The following is a 20,962-nucleotide window of genomic DNA, read 5'->3' on the forward strand; positions in this document are numbered from 1 at the left end:
GGCGCGGGGCAGGAAACGATTTCCCACAACGGCCGACGGAATCGATACGCTGCACACGTGGGGTGTCGGCGGGGGGCTGACGGAAGCTCGAGTCGGGCGCGACGACGCGGCCGACGGGACTTCGCGCTGCGGCGCGCGGTTTCGAACCCATTCCCTCGGCGCGCGATGCAGCGTGCGATGGATCGGCACCCCGATCCCATCGATGGAAGGAATGCCGGGTGAACACACTGGGGGACATCACTTCGGAGCAGTCAGGGACGGGAGCGGCGCGGGGGCGCCTGCGCTCGCTGGGCGGTCGAACGCCGGCCGCACGCACCGCCGCACTCGCCGCCGCCGGCCTCATGGTCGTCGCGCTGGGGGTCGTGCATCAGGCGCAGACGGCCCATGCCGCCGAACTCGTGCGGGCGAGGTCGGCCGCCGTCGCCGCCGTGGGCGACCGGGTCGGCATCGGGGCGAGCGGCCTCGACGTCGCCGCCGCGCAGTCGCGCGCGGCCACCGCCCGCGCCACCGACGCCGTGGCGGAGGTGCAGGCCACGCTCGATGCGGGCACCGCCGAACTCGGCGCTGATCGGGTCGCCGGGCTGGCGTCGCTGCGCGACGAGCTGCGGGCTGCGGCCCGACTCGGCGGCTCTGCGCCGTCCCTCGCCGCGGGCGCGAGCGCGGTGCGTACCGAGGCCGCCCTGGTGGCGACCGCGCTCACCGAGCACCGCGCCGCCGAAGCGGCCCGAGTCGCGGCGGAAGCCGCCGCTGCCGCCGAGGCCGCGCGGGTCGCCGCGAGCGTCGCCGCCGCGGAGGCCGACCACGCCGCGTCCGCGTTCGAGTCCGACGGCACCGACGACATCGGCGGCACCGGAGGGAGCGCCTCCGCCGCCGCCGCCGAGTCGAACGGCTTCGACGCGAGCCTGTACCCGGGCCTGCCGCCGGCGCCGCGCGACGAGGACTGCGGCCCCTGCACCGGCAAGGAGATGGTGCCGATCCTCGTCGGCGACACCTACCGCTGGGGTTGCCACGCGTAGCTGAACCGGGCCACTGGACGAGCGCGTGATGACGCGCCTCGTCGTCGGGCGTCCCGGGTTCCCGGGGCGCCCGACGTCGTGCACCACTGCGGGTAGGGTCGAAGCGATGAGCGACGCGCACCGTTCCCCGAGGCCGGGCCGGCGCGCATGATCGACATCCTCACCGGGTTCGCGGTGATCGCACTCGCCGTCTTCGTGGGCTGGCTCGCGGCCAGGGTCGGCGTGCTCGGGCCGGGCGCCCGGCCGGTGCTGGCGAAGCTCAACTTCAACGTGCTCGCGCCGTTCCTGCTGTTCTCGGTGCTCGCGACGGCCGACGTGCGGTCGCTGTTCTCGGCGCTCCTGCCGGTGTCGGCGCTCGCCGCCATCACGATGATGCTCGTCTTCGCGCTCGTGTCGCTCGTCGTCTGGCGCCGCGGGCTGCCGCGCACCGTGATCGGCTCGCTCGCGTCGGGCTACGTGAACGGCAACAACTTCGGCATCCCGATCGCCGTGTACATGCTCGGGGACGCCGCCTACTCGGCGCCGGTCGTGCTGCTGCAGCTGCTGCTCTTCGCGCCGTTCGCGCTCGCCGTGCTGGGTGCCACGGTCGAGGGGCGCACCTCCGCGTGGGTCATCGTGCGGTCCACCCTGACGAATCCGATCATCGTGGGTTCCCTCCTCGGCGTGCTCGTCGCGGTCACGGGCATCGAGCTGCCGCCGATCGTGCTCGAGCCGATCGAGCTCATCGGTCACGCGGCCGTGCCGCTCATGCTCATCGCCTACGGCCTGTCGCTGCACGGCCAGCGCCTGCTCGAACCGGGCACCGGGCGCCGCGACGTGCTCGTCGCGAGCGTGTTGAAGCTCGTCGCCATGCCGGTCGCCGCCTGGGCGTTCGGCCGGTTCGTGTTCGGCCTCGACGGCCTCGACCTCTACGCCGTCACGGTGCTGGCGGCGCTGCCGACCGCGCAGAACGTGTTCGTGTTCGCGCAGCGCTACGAGACGGCCGAGGTCGTCGCGCGCGACACGGTGTTCCTCACCACGATCGGTTCCGTGCCGGTGCTTCTCGCGGTGGCGTTCCTGCTCGGCTGACCCGACGCGGCAGGATGGTCGACACCGCGCGCAACGAAGGAGATCGCATGCCGTTCCTCACCGACGACGGACGCCCGCTCGACGAGCTCGTGCTCGCGCAGCGGCCCGCCGACGGCTACCGCTTCCACGTGCGGGCGCCGTTCACGTACGAGGATCCCGTGTCGGGGCGCCACTACCGGGTGCCCGCGCGGCCGCCCGGCGCACCCGACCCGCGGCCCGACGAGCGCGAGCCGCGCGTGCACGGCATCACCGACCTCGCCTCCGTGCCGATGTGGCTCTGGAGCTTCATCGCCAGCTACGGCCGGCAGTCCGCGCCGGCGATCCTGCATGACGAGCGATCGGTGGATGCCGCGGAGCTGGGCGATCGGCGGGCGGCGCTCGCGCAGCGCCGGGAGGACGACCGGGTGTTCCGCACGGGGCTCCGCGAGCAGCGCGTGCCGCTGCTCCGGTCGTGGCTGATGTGGGCGTGGGTGGCCGCCGACCGCGAGCGCGAGTTCGGCGGCGTGGCCGGGGTGCTGCTGCTGGTGCAGGTCATCGTGGGCGCGATCGTGGGGCTCGTGGCATCCGTCGCCGCCTTCTGGCAGCCGTGGTGGCTGCTGGTGCTGCCCGTCGTGGTGCTCGCGGCCCTGCCGTGGCGGTCGCTGGCGCCGCTCGTGCTCGTGCTCACCGGCTCGCTCGTGGTGCTCGGCCCGCTGCTGGCGGTGCACCTCGTCGCGCTCGTGCTGTTCCGGCTGGTGGAGGCCATCGTCGAGGTGCTCGGCGGAGGCGACCCGCGCGAGGTCGTGCGACCCACGGTGCTGCCGGCGTCGCCGAGCGACGCCGACTGACCGGCCCGGTCAGGCCGCGGGCGGCTGCTGACCGGGGGTCCACCCGTGGAAGTGCTTCGCCCACCACGTCGCCCAGGGCCCGTCGGGCTGGAGGCGGGCCCGGCGCGCGGCGAGCTCCGCCTGGTACTCCCGGCTCGCGATCGCGACGCCGAGCCGCATCCGCTCCGTCGGGGGCAGCACGGTCGCACGGTCGTCGAGCGTCCGCTGCTCGGGAACGACCCGCGGTGCGGGCGAGAACCGCGGCTCGACGATGACGAACGCCGCGACGATCGCGAGGAGCACCGCGTCGATCGCGAGCGACGCGGCATCGGGCTGCGGTTCCCACCAGTCGAGGATGGCGAACCACACCACCACGGCCGCACCGATCACGTACAGCGCGCGTGGGACCGCGGTGAGCACGAGCCACGTCCGAACGTCGAGCGGGCACCGGTCCCAGACGATCGACCGCTCGGTCTGCTTCTGCATCAGCTGGTTCAGCCAGATGAGCAGCGCTGCGAGCAGCGCCGACGCGATCACCCAGCCGATCACCGTGAGGCGGGGCGGGTCGGCCTCGTCGTCGATGAGGAACGCGACCGAGGCGGAAGCGGCGGAGCCGTCGAGCCCCGGGACGAGTGCGATGGCCGATCCGATCGCGCCGGCGATGGTCGTGATGAGCCAGGCGAAGACGGCGGACATGCCGGACAGCCCCGGCAGCATCCCGGCGATGAACAGGGCGGCGATGGTGCTCAGCCCGAGGGACTTCTTGTCGATCACGACGAGGCGGTTGCGGATGTAGTCGACGGGGGCCGCGACGGTCGGGAAGTCGGGACCGAGCAGGTGTCGCACGGTGGGCTCGACTACCTGCACGGTGTTCGCGTAGTAGACGCCGTGGTCGAGCCAGGGCTGGCTCGTGTTGTGCACGGCATGCTCCTCGGGTCCGAGGGCGAGCGTCTCGTCCGAGGGGAAGTACGCGGCCTGCCAGCGCTTGCGAGCGTCAGCCGGGGTGTCGGCGATGGGGCCCGCGGAGAACGGGTCCCAGATCGCCCAGTGGTTCGCCCAGGCGACCCGGTCCTCGGGCGCGGCGTCGCGGTTCCGCTCGATCCAGGTCTTGACGGGCGTGTACTCGTCCTTGCGGCCCTGCCACTTCTCACGTCCGAGCAGCACGACCGCGGCTCCGACCGTCGTGAGTCGCCGCACGTTGAACGACTTCGGCTCGAGCTCTTCGAACAGGGCGAACGTCGCGACGGCGGCGCCCTGAGAGTGAGCGAACAGGTGCACCTCGCCGTCGTCGCCGACGAGCTGCTTCGCGTGGGCGAGCGCGTCGCGCACGACGAGCCGCATCGCGGAGGCGCGCACGGGCCGCTCCTTCCAGGAGGCGACGTCGCCGATCGACTCGACGAGGCCGTCGAGCACGCCTTGGGCGATGTTCTTGAACCACGGGATGAGCAGCAATGGGCTCAGTAACGGGAGGATCGGCGTGAGCACGACGCCGAGGAGCACGAGGAACAGCCAGACCACGGCGAACGCGATCGTGTTGACGAGCAGGCGGATGCCGTCGACGAGGAAGTTCATCGTGCGGGGGAGCAGCAGCGTCTGGCGGGGCGCACGGAGGTGGTTCCCGAGCGTGAGCGCCGAGAGCACCACCATGGTGTTCCAGAAGAGGTCGAGCGTGCGCGTGATCACCCGCCACATGAACGGCACCGCCCAGCGGAACACCTGGGCGCGGGTCATCGGCACGAACGACTCCGACCAGCGCGCCTCGAGGATCGCGATGCGGCGCTCGACGGTCTCGGGTGGGGCATCCGGGGCAGCGGGATCACGGCGCTTCGGGAACCGGACGGTGGCGGTGACCACCGGCGTGTCGCCCGAGAGGTCCGAGTCGTGGATCGTCACCCCATGACTCTCGTCGGCGCCGATGATCCGGTCCCGTGCGACCCAGTCCATACGCTCCAGGAGCGGCTCCGCCCACTCGAGCAGGATCTGGCTCTTGAACGCATTGCCCATGCCGTGGACCACGACGAGGGCGACGTCGAACGCGCCATCGTCGGGCGCCTTGGCCGATTCCGAGCCCGCGGCGGGGGCGATGAGCATGGGATCCTCCTGCGTCGACGGCACGACGATGTGATGACGGCCTGAGCGAACGCTAGTGCGAGCCGATCGCGCGCATCAAGCGTTCGAGCGGGAACGGGCGTTGCGCCGGCGGAGCGCGCCGTAGCCGCGGAGCAGCTGGGGCACCACGAGGTAGACCGCGAGCGGCACCACGACGAGGGTGAGCGCGAAGGCGCGCAGCACGGGCGGCCACCCGTCGGAGATCGGGCCGATGACCGTCATGCCGAGGGCGACGAGGGGGAAGATCGCGAGCCAGGTGATGACCGCTCGCACGTGCACCGAGGGCGGACCGGCCGGGGCCGATGCGGCAGGGGCCGATGCGGCCGGGCCTGCGGCCGTGGTCGAGGGGGTCGCGGGAATGGCGGCGACGGATCCGGTGCTGGTCTCCATGGGAGCTCCTCTGGTCAATTCCAACTGAACGGTTGTAATTGAAGCACAACGAAAGGCTATCCGCAACTACCCGGTTGGAAATTGCTAGACTGTCGCCATGGCCTGGGACACGGAACGCACGAAGCGATTGCTCCTCGACGCCGCGACCGCGGAGTTCAGCGCCTACGGACTCGCCGGCGCCCGCATCGATCGCATCGCCGCGACCGCCGGGGTCAACAAGGAGCGCATCTACCAGTACTTCGGCAAGAAGGACGACCTGTTCGCGCAGGTGCTCGCCACCCGCCTCCGAGCCTCGATGGACGAGGTGCAGATGACGGGAACCGGGCCCGAGGCCGTCGGCGAGTATGCCGGCCGCCTCTTCGATCACCACCTCGCCGACGGGGTCATCCCGCGCCTCGTGTTCTGGGAGGGACTCGAACGGGGTGCTGCCACCGCCGCCGACCTCGACCGCGCGGCCTATCACGCCGAGAAGGTCGAACTGTTCCGGCGGCTCCTCCCGGGCGTCGACGGCGAGGCCGCGGGCCAGCTCCTCCTGACGATCGTCTCCCTCGTGAACGCGTGGCCCGTGCTCGGCCACCTCGACGCCTTCCTCGTGGGCGACGGGCCCGGCGCCGCCGACCGGCGCCGCGCCGTCGTCGTCGCGACCGCCACCGTGCTCGCCCGCGACGCGCTCGCACGCGCCGGAGCGACCGGCGACACGACGGTCGACGCGGCATCCGACCGGGCGCTCGACGCCGCATCCGACACCGCCCGCTCCTGACCCGAGTGGAACATCAGGGATACCCCTGATCCTCTGCGCGTCCGCCGCTCGTAGCGTGGAACCCGATCGCCGGGCCGCGAACCGCAGGGGGAACTGTCAATCGCGGCCGGTCGATCGGACAGCCGGTCAGCACCTGCCTCGTGCGGGTGCCGGCCGGCTTCCCCTGTCTCCCGGGTCGACCGGGCGAGGCCCGGCGCAGCCCGGCGACGACGAGCGGAGCACCCATGGACGAGCGCAATGACCGGATGACACAGCACCGGGGCATCGGGCAGGCGCGCCAGGCGCAGGCCGGCCTCCTGCCGAAGCGGCTCGATCGCGCGGTGAGCTGGTCGGACTTCCGCACCGCCGTGGGCTACGACCCGGCGAATCGGATGCTGCTCGCCGTTCCCGCGATCAGTGCCAAGCGCGCCGAGCACCCCTGGCTGGGCGAGGCGGTCACGGTGCACACGCGCATGGGCGACGCCGAGGTGTATCGCCGGGAGTACGAGCACGGCGCGGTCTACTGGTCGGAGCGCACGGGAGCGCACGAGGTGCACGGCGAGATCGCGGCGCGCTGGCGGGCCGTGGGTGCCGAGCGGTCCTTCCTCGGACTGCCCACGACCGACGTGCAGCGGCTGGTGATCGACACGGATGCCGCAGCCGACGGCGCCCCCCACGCGGGCGGAGCGGGCGGGTTCGCGCACTTCCGGGGCGGTTCGGTGTACTGGACCCCCCGCCACGGCGCGGCCATCGTGCACGGCATGGTCCGCGACATCTGGGCGCTGCTCGGCTGGGAGCGTTCGCCGCTCGGCGTGCCGGTGGCCGACGTCGTCGTCGACCGGGCGACGGGCACGATGAGCGGATGCTTCGAGCACGGCTCGATCACCTGGTCGGCCGCGCGCGGGCCCGAGGTCGCGCTCGATGCCGGCTGCGCGACCGGCGATGCCGGCGTCGAGCGCGAGTCGCTCGACCGGCTGCACTCGGGCTTCGCCCCTCGAGCCTGACCGCCGCCCGAGCCGCGGCGATCGCCGGCTCAGCCCTGCGTCTCGCGCCAGGCGGGCGAACTCGTGAGCCGCACGCCGTCGAGGGCGACGAGCGGGCCGTCGACGGAACGGCGCCGGGTCTCGGCCTCGGCGGGGAGGCGCACGGCCGCGTCGGGATGCAGCGGCACGACGCGCAGCGTGATGTGCGAGCCGCCGGCGGCCCTCGGGCCGAGGGTGTCGAGGCCGATGAGCCAGGGCGTGCCGTCCCAGAACCGGTCGAGCACCACGCGCCCGTCCACCTCGAGCACCGCCACGTCGCCGGCCCAGTCCACCTCGAGCACGCGTCGGCCGGGTGCGAACTCGGGGAGGGTGATCGTCCAGGTCGACGCGTGGCGCGCGATGGCCGCGGCATCTGGTGCGGCGGCGCGGTGCTCGCGCTGCCCGTAGCTCGCAGGCGGTGTCGTTCCCGTGGCCAGGGGCTCCGTCGAGAGGGCGACGTCGACGCCCGGCGCCGCTCCCGCCTCGTCGGCGTCGAAGTCGACCGGCACGAACTCGGTCGTCTCGGCGTCGAACTCGAGCACGCTCGGCCGCTCGGGCGAGCGCGCGACCAGCCGCCCATCGGCGTCGACGTGCACGGGTGCGGCCGACCGCAGCAGGCGCCGACCCCGTGCGGTGTCGAGCACCCAGAGCTCCGACGCGGATGCCGCGGGCAGCACGAGCACGCGGAGCCGCGCGTCGCCCCGCGACACCGTGACGATCCCGGGCTCGGCGGCGTCGACCACGAAGACCCCGGGCGCCGCCTCCCGTGTCGCGCCCGCGGCATCCGTCACCGTCGTGGTCGCCTCGTCGACCGCGAGCTCGACCGGGATGCCGGCCTCGGCCACCGCGACGAGCGTCGCAGCATGGTCGCCGTCGCCGTCGCCGCCGTCGGCCCCGAGCACGGTGAGCGGTGACGCGGTGAGCCAGCGCAGTCGCACGCCGCCCACGTCGAGGTTCACGGGCCAGTGTGCGATCGTGCCCGGCGGCACGTCGACCGGCAGGTGGGGGAACTCGACGCGCTCGTGGTCGAGGCCGACTGAGAACCTCGCCCCGCGGTACGGCTCCAGCGGCACGTGCGGCTGCTGCCAGGTGAGGAACACCCAGGCGCCCGTGCCGTCGGAGCGGATCGCCCAGCGCAGGGTCTCGTCGTCGTCGACGCCGGTCGGCAGCACGTCGGGCAGGGTGGACGGCATGTCCGCCAGCCGCTCGCCGAAGGCGGCGAGGAACGCGTGCTGGCGCCGCAGCTCGGCATGGCTCGGCGCCAGCACGCCCGCGGCGCCGATCGGCGCGTGGAAGTCGTAGTCGAACTCGGGCAGGTCGTTGGGGTAGCCGGTGGCCTGCGACTCCTGCAGCGCGGGGCGCGGGTTCACGCCGCCGCAGTACATGTAGTAGCCCTGCCAGCCCGAGCCGTTGCCGACCTTGTCGTGCGCCACCGCCGCGATATCGAACGCGCCGAGCAGCGGGCGGCGGTGGTAGGCGGTCGCCATGCCCCCGCCGAGCTCGCACGTCGCGGCGGGGAAGTCGGGGGAGGGCAGGCGCGTCGTCGGCCCCTCGCCGCGGCCGCCGATGCCGGGGTGCTCGCGCAGGTCGGCGCCGATTCCGGGGTCGTCCCAGGTGTGCGAGAAGAAGAAGTGCTCGCGGAAGGTCGTGTCCCACGGCTGGTCGGCATCGACCCAGAAGCCGTCGCCGTAGCCGCCGTAGAGGGGGAGCACCTCGCCGGCGGGCAGCGCTGCGCCGCCCCAGGCGGTGGCCGTCCAGATCGGCGCCACGAGGCCGTGGCGACGCGCGATCGCCTTGAGGGTCACGAGGTGGCCGGGCTGGTCGTAGAGCTCGTTCTCGAGCTGGATGCCCACGACGTTGCTGTCGGGTCCGCAGCGCGACGCGAGCTCGGCGCCGAGCGCGGCGAACCAGTCGTCGACGAGGGCGAGGTAGGCGGGATCGTCGGTGCGGTGGCGCACGGGCGCGGCCTGCACCCAATCGGGGAAGCCGCCGTTGCGCGCCTCGCCGTGCGCCCACGGGCCGAGTCGCAGCACCACGTCGAGTCCGACGTGAGCGCAGGCGTCGACGAAGGCGCCCACGTCGAGCGCGCCCGTGAAGTCGCGCTGCCCGCGCTCGGGTTCGTGGTGGTTCCAGAACACGTAGGTGGCGACGACCGTGATGCCGCCCGAGCGCATGAGGCGCAGCCGCTCTTCCCACTCCGCTCGGGGCACGCGGCTGTAGTGCAGCTCACCCGACACGGGGATCGCCGGACGGCCGTCGATCTCGACGTAGCGGTTCGTGAGGGCGATGCGGTCGTGGTGGTCGACCGTGTTGCTCATCGCCGGGCGCCGGAGCGGGCGGTCGTGGGGCCGGTGCGTCACCGTGAGCGGCGTCGTCGGAGCGGCGGCGGGCGGCGGGGCGGTGGTCACGACGGGGCTGCTCCTTCGACTGTGTGCGCTCCCAGTTCTATCACGGCCCGGTCGTGACGCCGCGCGTGACAGACTCGGACGGGTGACCCAGCCCCTGCTCGACCGCGTCCCGCGCCCCTACGACGCCGACGCCATGTACGACGCCTTCGTCGAGTGGGCCGATGACCGGGGCTTCGCGCTCTACCCCGCTCAGGACGAGGCGATCATCGAGATCGTCTCGGGCGCGAACGTCGTGCTCTCCACCCCGACGGGTACCGGCAAGTCGCTCGTCGCGGTGGCCGCGCACGCGGCATCCGTCGCCCGTGGCGGTCGCAGCTACTACACGGCGCCGATCAAGGCGCTCGTGAGCGAGAAGTTCTTCCAGCTCGCTGAGATCTTCGGTGCGGCGAACGTCGGCATGGTCACCGGCGACAGCTCGGTGAACCCCGACGCGCCCATCATCTGCTGCACTGCCGAGATCCTCGCCAACCTGGCCCTCAGGCACGGGGCGGATGCCGCGGTCGACCAGGTCGTGATGGACGAGTTCCACTACTACGGCGATCCCGACCGCGGCTGGGCGTGGCAGGTGCCGCTCATCACGCTCGCCCGCGCGCAGTTCATCCTCATGTCGGCGACGCTCGGCGACGTGACGGCGATCGCCGACGACCTCAGCAGCCGCACCGGGCGGGAGACCGCGCGGGTCACCGGCGTCGACCGGCCCGTGCCGCTGCACTTCTCGTACGCGAAGACGCCGGTGCAGGAGACCGTGGAGGAGCTGCTCGAGACCCGGCAGGCGCCCGTCTACATCGTCCACTTCTCCCAGGCCGCCGCGATGGAGCGGGCGCAGGCGCTCTCGTCGATCCGGGTGGTGTCGCGCGAGCAGCGCGACGAGATCGCCGACGCGATCGGCGGGTTCCGGTTCAACACCGGGTTCGGCAAGATCCTGTCGCGGCTCGTGCGGGCGGGCATCGGCGTGCACCACGCCGGCATGCTGCCGCGCTACCGGCGGCTCGTCGAGACGCTCGCGCAGCGCGGGCTGCTCCGCGTGATCTGCGGCACGGACACCCTCGGCGTCGGCATCAACGTGCCCATCCGCACGGTGCTCATCACCGCGCTGTCGAAGTTCGACGGCCAGAAGATGCGGCAGCTCTCGGCCCGGGAGTTCCACCAGATCGCGGGGCGCGCGGGGCGGGCGGGCTACGACACGGCGGGCACCGTCGTGGTGCTCGCGCCCGAGCACGAGATCGAGAACGAGGCCGCCGTGCGCAAGGCCGGCGACGACCCGAAGAAGATCAAGAAGATCGTGCGCAAGAAGGCGCCCGCCGGGCAGATCACGTGGGGTGAGGGATCGTTCGAGCGCCTCGTCGCCGCCGAGCCCGAACCGCTCACGCCGCAGTTGAAGCTCACGGCGGCCATGATGATCAACGTCATCGGGCGGGGCGGCGACGTCGCCCGCGGCATCCGCTCGCTCTGCTTCGACAACCACGAGCCGCGCGCCCGACGGTTCGAGCTCGCTCGCCGCGCCCTCGACATCCTCCGCACGCTCCGCGACGCGGGCGTGGTCGACCTCCTCCCGGCGTCGGCGCCGGGGCGGCTCGCCGACCTGCGCCTCACCGTCGACCTGCAGCCGAACTTCGCGCTCAACCAGCCGCTCTCGCCGTTCGCGCTCGCGGCGATCGAGCTGCTCGATCCAGATGGCGCTCCCGGCACGGGCGTCGGCACCGGGCACTACGCCCTCGACGTGGTGAGCGTGATCGAGTCGACCCTCGATGACCCCAGGCCGATCCTCTCGCAGCAGCAGTACAAGGCCCGCGGCGAGGCCGTCGGCGCCATGAAGCAGGAGGGCATCGAGTACGAGCAGCGCATGGAGCTGCTCGAGGAGGTCACCTGGCCGAAGCCGCTCGACGAGCTGCTCGCCCAGGCATTCGAGACGTTCGCATCGAGCCAGCCCTGGGTGCGCGACTTCGAACTCAGCCCGAAGGCGGTCGTGCGCGACATGTTCGAACGCAGCATGTCGTTCGGGGAATACGTGTCGTTCTACCAGCTCGCGCGGAGCGAGGGGCTCGTGCTGCGCTACCTCTCCGACGCCTTCCGGGCGATCCGCCAGACGGTGCCGACCGAGGCGAAGGACGAGGAGCTCCTGGACATCATCGAGTGGCTGGGCGAGCTCGTGCGCCAGGTCGACTCGAGCCTCGTCGACGAGTGGAACGAACTCGTCGATCCCACCTCGCACCTGCCCGAGGACGACGCCCCCGTCGTGCCGCCCGCGCCGCCGTCGGTCGTGACGAACCGCCGCGCCTTCACGGTGCTCGTGCGCAACGAGCTGTTCCGGCGCGTGCAGCTCGCCGCCCTCGACCACGACGACGAGCTGCAGCTGCTCGACCCCGGCGAGCTGTGGCCCGACGCGCTGAACCGCTACTACGCCGAGCACGACGAGATCCTCACGGGCGCGGCCGCCCGATCGCCGCGACTCGTCACCATCGACGAGACGGATGCCGCGAGCGGGGTCTGGCGGGTCGAGCAGACGATCGACGACCCGGCCGGCGACCACGACTGGCGCATCCGCGGCGAGGTCGACCTCGAGGCGTCGGCCGAGGAGGGCGCCGCGATCGTGCACGTGACCGAGGTCGTGCGGCTCTAGCCCGTGCGGCGTGGCTCACGCCAGCGCGAGCATGCCGGCGGCGACGAGCGCGAGCACCAGCCCGATCCACTGCACCGGGGCGATGCGCTCCTTCAACACGATCGCGGCCAGCAGGATCGTTCCGGCCGGGTACATGGCCCCGAGCACGGCCGCGACCGAGAGGTCTCCGGCCCGGATGCCGATGAGCAGCAAGCCGTTCGCCGTCACGTCGACGGCGCCGCAGAGGATCGCGAGGCGCACGCCCGCTGCGGTGGCGGACCGGGTCGGGGCGAGGACCGTGCCCACGGCCGCGGGCCGCGGCATCCGCTGGTCGACCACATCGTCGGGGGATGCCGCCAGCCCCGCGGTCCGGCCCCGTCGGCGGCCCGCGGCCACGACGGCCAGCACGCCGACCGCGGCGAACATGATGATCGCCGTGACGGCCCGGTTGAGGAGCAGCGGCACGACGCCGCTCTGTTCGGAGGTCTGGTCGATGGTCACGAAGAAGGCGCCGATCGCGATGCCCGAGCCGATCGCCATGAGGATGCCGCGGAGGCTCGGACGCACGGCGCCGCGCTCGGGAACGAATCCCACGAGGACGACCGCGACGAGGGCCAGCCCGAGCGCCCAGTAGCCGAGCGCCGCGAACCGCTCCCCACCGATGACGAGGCCCCACACCATCGGGACCACGGCGGACACGACGGCGGTGAGTGGGGACAGGATGCTCATCGGCCCGATCGCCAGGCAGGCGTAGAGCAGCGAGATGGCCACCGCGCCGGTGACGCCCGACACCACGCCCCAGAACACGTCGTGGCCCGTCCAGTCGCCGCCGAGGAACGGCGCGGCGGCGGCGAGCAGCACGAACCCGGTGAGCGCGGCGACCGCCGTGGCCAGCACGGAACTCACGCGCTTGGCGGCCAGCCCACCCAGGAAGTCGGCCGCGCCGAAGACGAAGGCTCCGAGGAGCGAGAAGACGGCGGTGACCATGGTCGTCCCAGCGTATCCGCGCCGCCCGGTGGTGGTGCCGGCCCCACTCGCGTTCGGGGGCAGCCCCCAATCCGGGCCGCCGCGCGACGTTTAGGCTGGACTGGTGATGTCCCGGGGTGCGCGCGCGATCCGCGGAACGGCGGTGGCCGTATTCGCGACCTTCGTGGCGTCCCTCGCGCACACGCTCGGCGGCGGCACCGCGCCCGGACCGGTGGCGCTGCTGCTCGCGCTCGCCTTCTCGGTGCCGCTCGCGATGCTCGTCACGGGGGCGCGAGCGCGTCTCGCCCGCACGATCGTGGCTGCGCTGGTCGCGCAGGCGTCGCTGCACCTCTGCTACGCGCTCGGTTCCGCCGTGCCCGTCGCCGCGGCCGACGGGCACGCGGGCGGAGTGGGGTCGGTCGGGCATGCGGGCCACGCCGGGCATGCCGCGCTGACCCAGCCCATCGCCATTCCGGCGGGAGTCGCACTCGACCACGGCCACGCCTGGATGCCGCTCGCCCACCTGGTTGCAGCGGCGATCACGGTGCTCGCGCTGGTGGGCGCGTACCGCGCCGTCGCGGCCGTCGCCGGCGCCGTGCTCGCGCTGGTGCGCCGGCTCACGAGCCTTCCCGTGCCCGTCGACGCGCGGCCGCGCCGGCAACCCGCCGATGCCGCCGTGCGCCGCCTGCTCGGCCTGCCCCTCCTCGCCTCGATCGGGTCCCGTGGTCCCCCGGTCGCCGCTGTGGCGGCCTGAACCGCCGACGACTCCGAATCACTTCCCGGATGCCGCATCCGCGCGCCCGGACACGACCACGAAAGACCTCCACATGCGTATCGCACGCCTCTCCGCCGTCGGCCTCGCTGCCGGCGCCGCCCTCACCCTTGCCGCGGTGCCGCTCGCCGCGAGCGCCCACGTCAGCGTCACGCCGAGCAGCACCGCCGCCGGCGGCTACTCGGTGCTGACGTTCTCGCTCAGCCACGGCTGCGAGGAATCCCCGACCACCAGCCTCACCTTCGACATCCCCGAGGGAATCGACGGCGTCGCGCCGACGGTCAACCCCAACTGGACCATCCAGAAGGTGGCCGACGGCGATCGCACCGCGCAGGTCGTCTACACGGCGATCACGCCGCTCGAGAGCGGCTACCGCGACACGGTCGAGCTGTCGGTGAAGCTGCCCGAGGATGCCGCGGGTGAGACGCTCTCCTTCCCGGTGCTGCAGTCCTGCGAGGTCGGCGAGACGAATTGGAACCAGGTCGCCGAGGAGGGCGAGGAGGAGCCCGAGAGCCCCGCTCCCTCGATCGTCGTGACGGAGGCCACGGGCGACGAGCACGGCCACGGCGCGGCCGCCGCAGGTGACGCCGGCACCGGGAGCGACGAGCACACCGGTCACGAGGACTCGGCGACCGCCGAGACGACGGCCGCCGGCACGGGTGCCTCCGACGGCGTGGCACGGGTGCTCGGCATCGGCGGGCTCATCGTCGGCGTGGTCGGCATCGTGCTGGCCGTCACCGCACGCCGACGTCCCCGATCGGACGCGTGATGCGCGGGCGGGGGTACCCCGGGCGCCGGCACGCGGGCCGGGCCGCGGCTGCGGGTGCGGCGCTCGTCGCGGCATCCGCCATGCTCGTCGTGCTGCCGGCGCTGCCCGCGTCGGCGCACAACTACGTGGTCGCGACGACGCCTGCCGAGGGCGCGACGGTGACCGAGCAGCCGGGCGCGATCTCGCTCGAGACGAACGACGAGCTGCTCGAGCTCGACGGCGGCTCGGTCATCGAGGTGCAGGGGCCCGACGGGCGCTACTACGGCGACGGCTGCACGATCGTCGACGGGGCCACCGCGGCGATGGAGGCCGAGCTCGGCGCTCCGGGCGACTACACCGTCACCTGGCGGGTCGTCTCGACCGACGGCCACCCGATCTCGGGCACGTGGGCGTTCACCTGGCAGCCCGCCGAGGGCGTGGCGCTCGCCGAGGGATCCGACGCCCCCGGCGACTGCGGGGGCACGGCCGTCGTCAGCACGCCCGGAGCCGATCAGACCGGCGACACCGGCGACGCGACCGACTCGACGCAATCCCGAGACGATGCGCCGGCGGGCTTCCCGACGGACGCGCTCTGGATCGTCGGCGGCGTCCTCGCCGCGGCGGTCGCCGCGCTCATCACCTGGTTCGCGGTGCGCCGCCGACCCTGAGGATGAACCGGCTCACCCGTCGGGGGCCCTCGTTACACTCGACGGGTGAGCTGGAACCCGGAACCCCACGGCGCCGAGGAGGTCCCCTGGGATCCCGATGAGCTGCCGCCGCCCGACGACGAGTGGGCCCCGCCGCCGCCAGACGACGGGTGGATGCCGCAGCCGGCTCGATCCGGCCCCGTCGCTGCTTCTCCGACCTCCGTGGCCGTCGCGCCACGAGGCATCCGCCCCGCCCCCGCGAGGTTCGCGTCGGCCGCCGAGGCGCTGCACACGGTGTTCGGCTACGAGTCGTTCCGCGGCGAGCAGGCCGAGATCATCGCGCAGGTCGCGGGTGGCGGCGACGCCGTCGTGCTCATGCCCACCGGCGGCGGCAAGAGCCTCTGCTACCAGATCCCCGCGCTCCTCCGCGAGGGCACCGGCGTCGTCGTGTCGCCCCTCATCGCCCTCATGCACGACCAGGTCGACGCGCTCGTGCGCAACGGCGTGCGCGCCGCCTACCTCAACTCGAGCCAGCAGCCGGCCGAGCGTGCGGCGGTCGAGCGCGCCTACCTCGCGGGCGAGCTCGACCTGCTCTACATCGCGCCCGAGCGGCTGAACTCCGAGGCGTCCAAGCGGTTCCTCGAGGGGGGTCGGGTCGCCCTCTTCGCCATCGACGAGGCGCACTGCGTCGCCCAGTGGGGTCACGATTTCCGGCCCGACTACCTCGCCCTCTCCGACCTCGCCGAGCGCTGGCCCGACGTGCCGCGCGTCGCGCTCACGGCCACGGCCACCGAGGCGACGCACCGCGAGATCACCACGCGCCTCTCGCTCGAGGGCGCCCGGCACTTCGTGTCGAGCTTCGACCGGCCCAACATCCAGTACCGCATCGCGCCCAAGATCGAGGTGCGCAAGCAGCTCCTCGACTTCGTGCGCAGCGAGGGCCGGGATGCCTCGGGCGCGCCCGTCTCGGGCATCGTCTACGCGCTCTCCCGGGCGAGCACCGAGAAGCTCGCGGCGTTCCTCGCCGCCAACGGCGTCAACGCGCTGCCCTACCACGCCGGCCTCGACGCGGGGCTGCGCCGCAGCACGCAGGAGCGGTTCCTGCGCGAAGACGGCGTGGTCATCGTCGCCACGATCGCGTTCGGCATGGGCATCGACAAGCCCGACGTGCGGTTCGTCGCCCACGTCGACCTGCCGAAGTCCGTCGAGGGCTACTACCAGGAGACGGGTCGCGCGGGCCGCGACGGCACGCCCGCGACCGCGTGGCTGGCCTACGGCCTGCAGGACGTGGTGCAGCAGCGCCGCATGATCGACGAGAGCCCCGGCGACCTCGCGCATCGCCGCCGCCTGTCCGAGCACCTCGACGCGATGCTCGCCCTCTGCGAGACGGTGCAGTGCCGCAGGCAGAACCTGCTCGGCTACTTCGGCGAGCCGAGCCGGCCGTGCGGCAACTGCGACACCTGCCTCGAGCCGCCCGAGGCGTGGGACGGCACCGTGCCCGCGCAGAAGCTGATGTCGACCATCGTGCGCCTCCAGCGCGAGCGCCGCCAGAAGTTCGGCGCAGGCCACCTCATCGACATCCTCCGAGGGAAAGAGACGCCGCGCGTGCGCCAGTACGGCCATGACGCCCTCGCGACGTGGTCGATCGGCGCCGACCTCTCCGAGCAGCAGTGGCGCGGCGTCGTCCGGCAGCTCCTCGCCCAGGGTCTGCTCGCGACGCACGGCGAGTACGGCACCCTGACGATCACGGAGGCCGCGGCCGAGGTGCTCTCGGGCGCCCGCAGCGTGATGCTCCGCACCGAGGCCGACCGGCCGTCGTCGCGGTCGCGCGGTCCCAAGGCCGTGGCCGCGGCGGCCGACCTCGAACCGGCCCAGGCCGAGCTGTTCGAGGCGCTGCGCACGTGGCGGGCGGGCGAGGCGCGAGAACAGGGCGTGCCCGCCTACATCGTCTTCGGCGACGCCACCCTCCGAGCGGTCGCGGTGGCCAGGCCGGCGCGGCTCGGCGACCTCGACGGCATCACCGGCATCGGCGCGAAGAAGCTCGAGGCCTACGGCGAGGCGCTGCTCGCGGTGGTCGCGGCCGCGTAGCCGGCGGATGCCGCGTGGGGCAGTCCCGGGCGCTCGCCCCGAGGCTAGGATCGCGCCAAGCGGGCCGTGGCCGCGGCATCCGTGCCTTCGACCAAGGAGTGCGCCATGTCCGACCAGCTCGGCCCCAAGCGTCCGCTCGGAGTCACCATCGTCGCCGCCCTGGCGGTCGTCTCGGGGGTCTTCGACCTCATCGGCGGCATCGTGCTGCTCTCCATGCAGTCCGACCCGACGACGGCCGACGCGTTCGGCGGCGCGAGCGTCGCCACGTCGCTCGCCGTCATGGAGATCGCGTTCGGCATCGTGATGATCCTCATCGCGGTGGGGCTCCTCCGCGGCAACACGGTCTCGCGCATCGCGGCGACCATCGTGCAGGCCTTCTCGCTCGCCGGCTCGATCTGGATCGGGATCGCGCAGCCCGCCACCCTGTCGACCGAGATCGTGAGCGCGTTGCTCGCCCTCGCCATCCTGATGCTGCTCTGGTCGGCCGATGCCACGCGCTACTTCAAGGGACTCTCGCCCGACCAGCCCACCAGCTGATCGCGCGCGAAGATCAGACTAAAACCTAGCGACATTCGGTTTATGATGGACCGGATGCCGGACGCTCGCTGCCGGCCCGAGCATGAAGGAGTGCTGCGGATGACCGACACCACGACCACGACCGGAACGTCCGCGGCCGGCGAGCTGGACGCCCGCTATCGCGACGCGAGCCTGCCGACCGCCGAGCGCGTCGAGATCCTGCTCGGGCAGATGACGCTCGAGGAGAAGGCCGGGCTCTTCTTCCAGACCATGATCGCCGCGGGCGACGACGGCTCCCTCTCCCAGGGAGGCGACGCCTTCGGCCTGCCGTCCACCGACGAGTTCGTCTCGGCCAAGCTCATGAACCACTTCAACGTGCTCGCCCTGCCTCCGACGCCCGAGCTGATCGCCGAGTGGCACAACCGCCTGCAGGGGGCCGCGGCCGCGACCCGCCTCGGCATCCCCGTGACCGTGTCGACCGACCCGCGCCACTCCTACACCGACAACCCGCTCGCGGGCATGCTCGCCGGGTCGTTCTCGGTCTGGCCCGAGACGATGGGGCTCGCCGCCACCCGCGACGAGGAGCTCGTCGAGCGGTTCGGCGACATCGCGCGCCAGGAGTACACCGCCGTCGGCATCCGCGTCGCCCTGCATCCCCAGATCGACCTCGCCACCGAGCCACGCTGGTCGCGCGCCCTGCAGACGTTCGGTGAGGACCCCGAGCTGGCCGGCCGGCTCGGAGCCGCCTACATCCGCGGCTTCCAGGGCGCCGAGCTCGGCCCCGACTCGGTCGCGACGATGACGAAGCACTTCCCTGGCGGCGGCCCCCAGAAGGACGGTGAGGACCCGCACTTCGCGCACGGCCGCGAGCAGGTCTACCCCGGCGGCGAGTTCGAGACCCACCTGAAGCCGTTCGAGGCCGCGTTCGAGGCGGGCACGAGCCAGATCATGCCGTACTACGGCATGCCGGTGGGCACCGAGTACGAGGAGGTCGGCTTCGGCTTCAACAAGTCGGTCGTCACCGGGTTGCTTCGCGAGCGGTACGGCTTCGACGGCATCGTCTGCACCGACTGGGGCCTCATCAACGACTCGGAGATCATGGGCGAGCCCTTCCCGGCGCGCGCGTGGGGCGTCGAGCACCTCACTCCGCGCGCGCGCATGAGGAAGGTCATCGAGGCGGGCGTCGACCAGTTCGGCGGCGAGGCCGACCCCGCCATGCTCGTCGACCTGGTGCGCGCGGGCGAGATCACCGAGGAGCGGCTGGACCTCTCAGCCCGCCGCCTGCTGCGCGAGAAGTTCGTGCTCGGCCTGTTCGACCAGCCGTTCGTCGACGTCGAGCGTGCGAAGCGCGTCGTCGGCTCGCCCGAGTTCGTCGCCGCGGGCGAGGCGGCGCAGCGCGCGGCGATCACCCTGCTCGTCAATCGCGAGCGGCCGGATGCCTCGGGCGCGCCGCGTCCCGTGCTTCCGCTCGCTCGCGGGCTGCGCCTCTACGTCGAGGGCGTCCCGGCCGAGGTCGCCGCCGAGTACGGCGAGGTCGTCGCCTCGCCGGCCGACGCTGACGTGGCGATCCTGCGCCTGCAGGCGCCGTTCGAGCAGCGTCCGACGTTCTTCGAGAACTTCTTCCACTCGGGTTCGCTCGACTTCCCCGCCGAGCAGGTCGCGCACGTGCGCGAGGTCGCCGCGGCGGTGGCGACCGTCGTCGACGTGTTCCTCGACCGCCCGGCGATCCTCACGCCGTTCGTCGACGACCTCGCCGCCCTCACGGCGAACTGGGGCGCGAACCCGCAGGCCCTGCTCGACGTGCTCGTCGGCGACGCCGCCCCGCAGGGCGCATTGCCGTTCGACCTGCCGTCGAGCATGGCCGCCGTCGAGGCGAGCCGCCCCGACGTGCCGTTCGACACGGCGGAGCCCCTGTTCCGGTACGGGCACGGCCTGCGCTACGCGGGCTGACCCGAACCGCCCGCTCCCCGCCACGCGACTCCGCTTCGACCCGGGCGCGCCACGCGTCGACGGATGCCCCGGCCTCCCGCCGCGGCATCCGTCGCCGCGCTAGCATCGGGCCAAGGTCGTCGCACTGGGGCGACGTGCAGGGGATGGGGAGCGCATCATGTCGGAAGCAGCAGCACCAGCAGTGCACCGCCCGATCGGGGTCGCGATCGTGGCCGTGCTGGCGGGCCTCTCGGGCATCGTCGACGTGATCACCGGCATCCTCCTCATGTTCGAGGGCGGCAACCCCGAGATCGCCGACGCGTTCGGCGGCCCCAACGGCGTGCTCGCCGCGTCGATCGGCTCGATCCTGCTCGGCGTCGTCGTCCTCTCGCTCTCATTCCTGATCTGGCTGGGGCGTTGGGTCGCCCGCATGATCGTCACGGTGCTCGAGGCCCTGTCGCTCATCCAGTCGCTCTTCCTCGCCGTCGCCAATCTCGGCAACCCGGTGGGGGAGTGGGCCAGCGTCTTCTTCTCGGCGTTGGTGATGATCCTGCTCTGGACGCGCCCGGCGAGCGCGTACTTCCGCGGCAGCGAGGTCGCTGCGCGCTAGCATCGCCCCAAGTGCGCCGCGTCCTGGCGGCGCCGACGTGAGGAGTGGCCATGTCGGATTCGATGCCCCGGCCCGGGGGCGTGACCGTCGTCGCGGTGTTCGCCTGGATCTCGGGCCTGCTCGACGTCATCGGCGGCACGCTGCTGCTGTTCCAGACGAGCGTGACCGCGACCGTCGAGCAGTTCGGCGGGGCCAGCCAGCTCATCGCCTCGGCACTCCTCGAGATCCTGATCGGCGTGGTCGTGATCGTGGTCGCGATCGGCCTGCTGCGCGGCAACAACGCCTCGCGCATCGTGATCACCATCTTCCAGATCCTCTCCATCGTGGGATCGGTGTTCCTGGCCATCGCGTACCCGGCCGGCGCCATCGGCGAGTACTTCAGCATCGCGGTCGCGGCGATCGTGCTGCTCCTGCTGTGGACGCGCAGCGCGACCGCGTTCTTCCGCGACTGACCCGCCGGTCGGCGATCGGATGCCGCGTCCGGCAGTTGTGGACACGGACACCCGCTCGCCACGCGCGTTTGTAGGGA

The 20,962-nt window shown here is 72.7% G+C and carries 18 protein-coding genes; 14 read left to right on the forward strand and 4 right to left on the reverse strand.

The annotated features are described in order from the left end of the window. Nucleotides 1–218 precede the first annotated feature (218 nt). From AC1DZA_RS01920 to AC1DZA_RS01930, 3 genes are all read left to right on the forward strand, one after another. Nucleotides 219–1,016 (forward strand): hypothetical protein, encoded by a 798-nt coding sequence (locus AC1DZA_RS01920; RefSeq protein ID WP_476771487.1) that lies wholly within the window; start codon nt 219–221, stop codon nt 1,014–1,016. Nucleotides 1,017–1,163: 147 nt separating this feature from the next. After that, nucleotides 1,164–2,084, forward strand: coding sequence for an AEC family transporter (locus AC1DZA_RS01925; protein WP_476771488.1), 921 nt, complete (start codon nt 1,164–1,166; stop codon nt 2,082–2,084). 47 nt (nt 2,085–2,131) lie between these two features. Beyond that, nucleotides 2,132–2,911, forward strand: coding sequence for a DUF1353 domain-containing protein (locus AC1DZA_RS01930; protein ID WP_476771489.1), 780 nt, complete (start codon nt 2,132–2,134; stop codon nt 2,909–2,911). Nucleotides 2,912–2,920: 9 nt separating this feature from the next. Here the strand turns inward: AC1DZA_RS01930 and AC1DZA_RS01935 are convergent, their stop codons facing one another. After that, nucleotides 2,921–4,981: a hypothetical protein gene (locus AC1DZA_RS01935; protein ID WP_476771490.1), complete on the reverse strand. Its 2,061-nt coding sequence runs from the start codon at nt 4,979–4,981 to the stop codon at nt 2,921–2,923. A 75-nt stretch (nt 4,982–5,056) separates the two neighbouring features. Further along, nucleotides 5,057–5,389: a hypothetical protein gene (locus AC1DZA_RS01940; protein WP_476763345.1), complete on the reverse strand. Its 333-nt coding sequence runs from the start codon at nt 5,387–5,389 to the stop codon at nt 5,057–5,059. 97 nt (nt 5,390–5,486) lie between these two features. On the opposite strand from AC1DZA_RS01940, the gene AC1DZA_RS01945 reads away from it, so the two are divergent. Together AC1DZA_RS01945 and AC1DZA_RS01950 are read left to right on the forward strand one after the other, a co-directional pair. After that, on the forward strand, nt 5,487–6,149 hold the full coding sequence (locus tag AC1DZA_RS01945; protein WP_476771491.1) for a TetR/AcrR family transcriptional regulator: 663 nt from the start codon (nt 5,487–5,489) through the stop codon (nt 6,147–6,149). Between the two features lie 245 nt (nt 6,150–6,394). Beyond that, nucleotides 6,395–7,132: an LGFP repeat-containing protein gene (locus AC1DZA_RS01950; protein ID WP_476771492.1), complete on the forward strand. Its 738-nt coding sequence runs from the start codon at nt 6,395–6,397 to the stop codon at nt 7,130–7,132. 29 nt (nt 7,133–7,161) lie between these two features. Here AC1DZA_RS01950 and AC1DZA_RS01955 read toward each other — a convergent pair whose 3' ends face one another. Further along, complete coding sequence (locus AC1DZA_RS01955) at nt 7,162–9,558, reverse strand: beta-galactosidase (protein WP_476771493.1); 2,397 nt, start codon at nt 9,556–9,558, stop codon at nt 7,162–7,164. A gap of 82 nt (nt 9,559–9,640) precedes the next feature. Between AC1DZA_RS01955 and AC1DZA_RS01960 the strand changes: the two genes are divergently transcribed. Continuing rightward, complete coding sequence (locus AC1DZA_RS01960; RefSeq protein ID WP_476771494.1) at nt 9,641–12,178, forward strand: DEAD/DEAH box helicase; 2,538 nt, start codon at nt 9,641–9,643, stop codon at nt 12,176–12,178. A gap of 15 nt (nt 12,179–12,193) precedes the next feature. On the opposite strand, the gene AC1DZA_RS01965 is transcribed toward AC1DZA_RS01960, so the two are convergent. Further along, a complete protein-coding gene (locus AC1DZA_RS01965) occupies nt 12,194–13,144 on the reverse strand; it encodes an EamA family transporter (protein ID WP_476771495.1) in 951 nt (316 codons plus the stop codon). 142 nt (nt 13,145–13,286) lie between these two features. On the opposite strand from AC1DZA_RS01965, the gene AC1DZA_RS01970 reads away from it, so the two are divergent. The 8 genes from AC1DZA_RS01970 to AC1DZA_RS02005 all read left to right on the forward strand — a co-directional run bounded on the left by AC1DZA_RS01970 (nt 13,287) and on the right by AC1DZA_RS02005 (nt 20,885). After that, nucleotides 13,287–13,877 carry a hypothetical protein gene (locus tag AC1DZA_RS01970; protein WP_476771496.1) on the forward strand — a complete coding sequence of 197 codons (591 nt, stop codon included), beginning with the start codon at nt 13,287–13,289 and terminating at the stop codon, nt 13,875–13,877. 73 nt (nt 13,878–13,950) lie between these two features. Next, nucleotides 13,951–14,664: a YcnI family copper-binding membrane protein gene (locus AC1DZA_RS01975; RefSeq protein WP_476771497.1), complete on the forward strand. Its 714-nt coding sequence runs from the start codon at nt 13,951–13,953 to the stop codon at nt 14,662–14,664. Beyond that, nucleotides 14,664–15,311 carry a copper resistance CopC family protein gene (locus tag AC1DZA_RS01980; RefSeq protein ID WP_476771498.1) on the forward strand — a complete coding sequence of 216 codons (648 nt, stop codon included), beginning with the start codon at nt 14,664–14,666 and terminating at the stop codon, nt 15,309–15,311. Before AC1DZA_RS01975 ends, AC1DZA_RS01980 begins: the two co-directional genes overlap by 1 nt. Before the next feature lie 153 nt (nt 15,312–15,464). Beyond that, nucleotides 15,465–17,378: a DNA helicase RecQ gene (gene recQ / locus AC1DZA_RS01985; RefSeq protein ID WP_476771631.1), complete on the forward strand. Its 1,914-nt coding sequence runs from the start codon at nt 15,465–15,467 to the stop codon at nt 17,376–17,378. Nucleotides 17,379–17,483: 105 nt separating this feature from the next. Continuing rightward, nucleotides 17,484–17,915: a DUF7144 family membrane protein gene (locus tag AC1DZA_RS01990; RefSeq protein ID WP_476762713.1), complete on the forward strand. Its 432-nt coding sequence runs from the start codon at nt 17,484–17,486 to the stop codon at nt 17,913–17,915. Between the two features lie 99 nt (nt 17,916–18,014). Beyond that, nucleotides 18,015–19,844, forward strand: a complete 1,830-nt coding sequence (locus AC1DZA_RS01995; protein WP_476771499.1) for a glycoside hydrolase family 3 protein — start codon at nt 18,015–18,017, stop codon at nt 19,842–19,844. Nucleotides 19,845–20,001: 157 nt separating this feature from the next. Then, on the forward strand, nt 20,002–20,433 hold the full coding sequence (locus AC1DZA_RS02000) for a hypothetical protein (protein ID WP_476762711.1): 432 nt from the start codon (nt 20,002–20,004) through the stop codon (nt 20,431–20,433). Between the two features lie 50 nt (nt 20,434–20,483). Then, the gene (locus tag AC1DZA_RS02005) at nt 20,484–20,885 is read left to right on the forward strand and encodes a DUF7144 family membrane protein (protein ID WP_476771500.1); all 402 of its coding nucleotides are present in this window, start codon (nt 20,484–20,486) and stop codon (nt 20,883–20,885) included. Nucleotides 20,886–20,962: the final 77 nt, after the last annotated feature.

This window comes from Agromyces sp. P2_B3, from assembly GCF_056404815.1.

Coding starts and splice junctions, on each gene's coding strand:
- AC1DZA_RS02005 (WP_476771500.1), top strand. CDS start 20,484: ATGTCGGATTCGATGCCCCGGCCCGGGGGCGTGACCGTCGTCGCGGTG.
- AC1DZA_RS01975 (WP_476771497.1), top strand. CDS start 13,951: ATGCGTATCGCACGCCTCTCCGCCGTCGGCCTCGCTGCCGGCGCCGCC.
- AC1DZA_RS01930 (WP_476771489.1), top strand. CDS start 2,132: ATGCCGTTCCTCACCGACGACGGACGCCCGCTCGACGAGCTCGTGCTC.
- AC1DZA_RS01965 (WP_476771495.1), bottom strand. CDS start 13,144: ATGGTCACCGCCGTCTTCTCGCTCCTCGGAGCCTTCGTCTTCGGCGCG.
- AC1DZA_RS01945 (WP_476771491.1), top strand. CDS start 5,487: ATGGCCTGGGACACGGAACGCACGAAGCGATTGCTCCTCGACGCCGCG.
- AC1DZA_RS01995 (WP_476771499.1), top strand. CDS start 18,015: ATGACCGACACCACGACCACGACCGGAACGTCCGCGGCCGGCGAGCTG.
- AC1DZA_RS01980 (WP_476771498.1), top strand. CDS start 14,664: ATGCGCGGGCGGGGGTACCCCGGGCGCCGGCACGCGGGCCGGGCCGCG.
- AC1DZA_RS01935 (WP_476771490.1), bottom strand. CDS start 4,981: ATGCTCATCGCCCCCGCCGCGGGCTCGGAATCGGCCAAGGCGCCCGAC.
- AC1DZA_RS01940 (WP_476763345.1), bottom strand. CDS start 5,389: ATGGAGACCAGCACCGGATCCGTCGCCGCCATTCCCGCGACCCCCTCG.
- AC1DZA_RS01990 (WP_476762713.1), top strand. CDS start 17,484: ATGTCCGACCAGCTCGGCCCCAAGCGTCCGCTCGGAGTCACCATCGTC.
- AC1DZA_RS01950 (WP_476771492.1), top strand. CDS start 6,395: ATGACACAGCACCGGGGCATCGGGCAGGCGCGCCAGGCGCAGGCCGGC.
- recQ (WP_476771631.1), top strand. CDS start 15,465: ATGCCGCAGCCGGCTCGATCCGGCCCCGTCGCTGCTTCTCCGACCTCC.
- AC1DZA_RS02000 (WP_476762711.1), top strand. CDS start 20,002: ATGTCGGAAGCAGCAGCACCAGCAGTGCACCGCCCGATCGGGGTCGCG.
- AC1DZA_RS01925 (WP_476771488.1), top strand. CDS start 1,164: ATGATCGACATCCTCACCGGGTTCGCGGTGATCGCACTCGCCGTCTTC.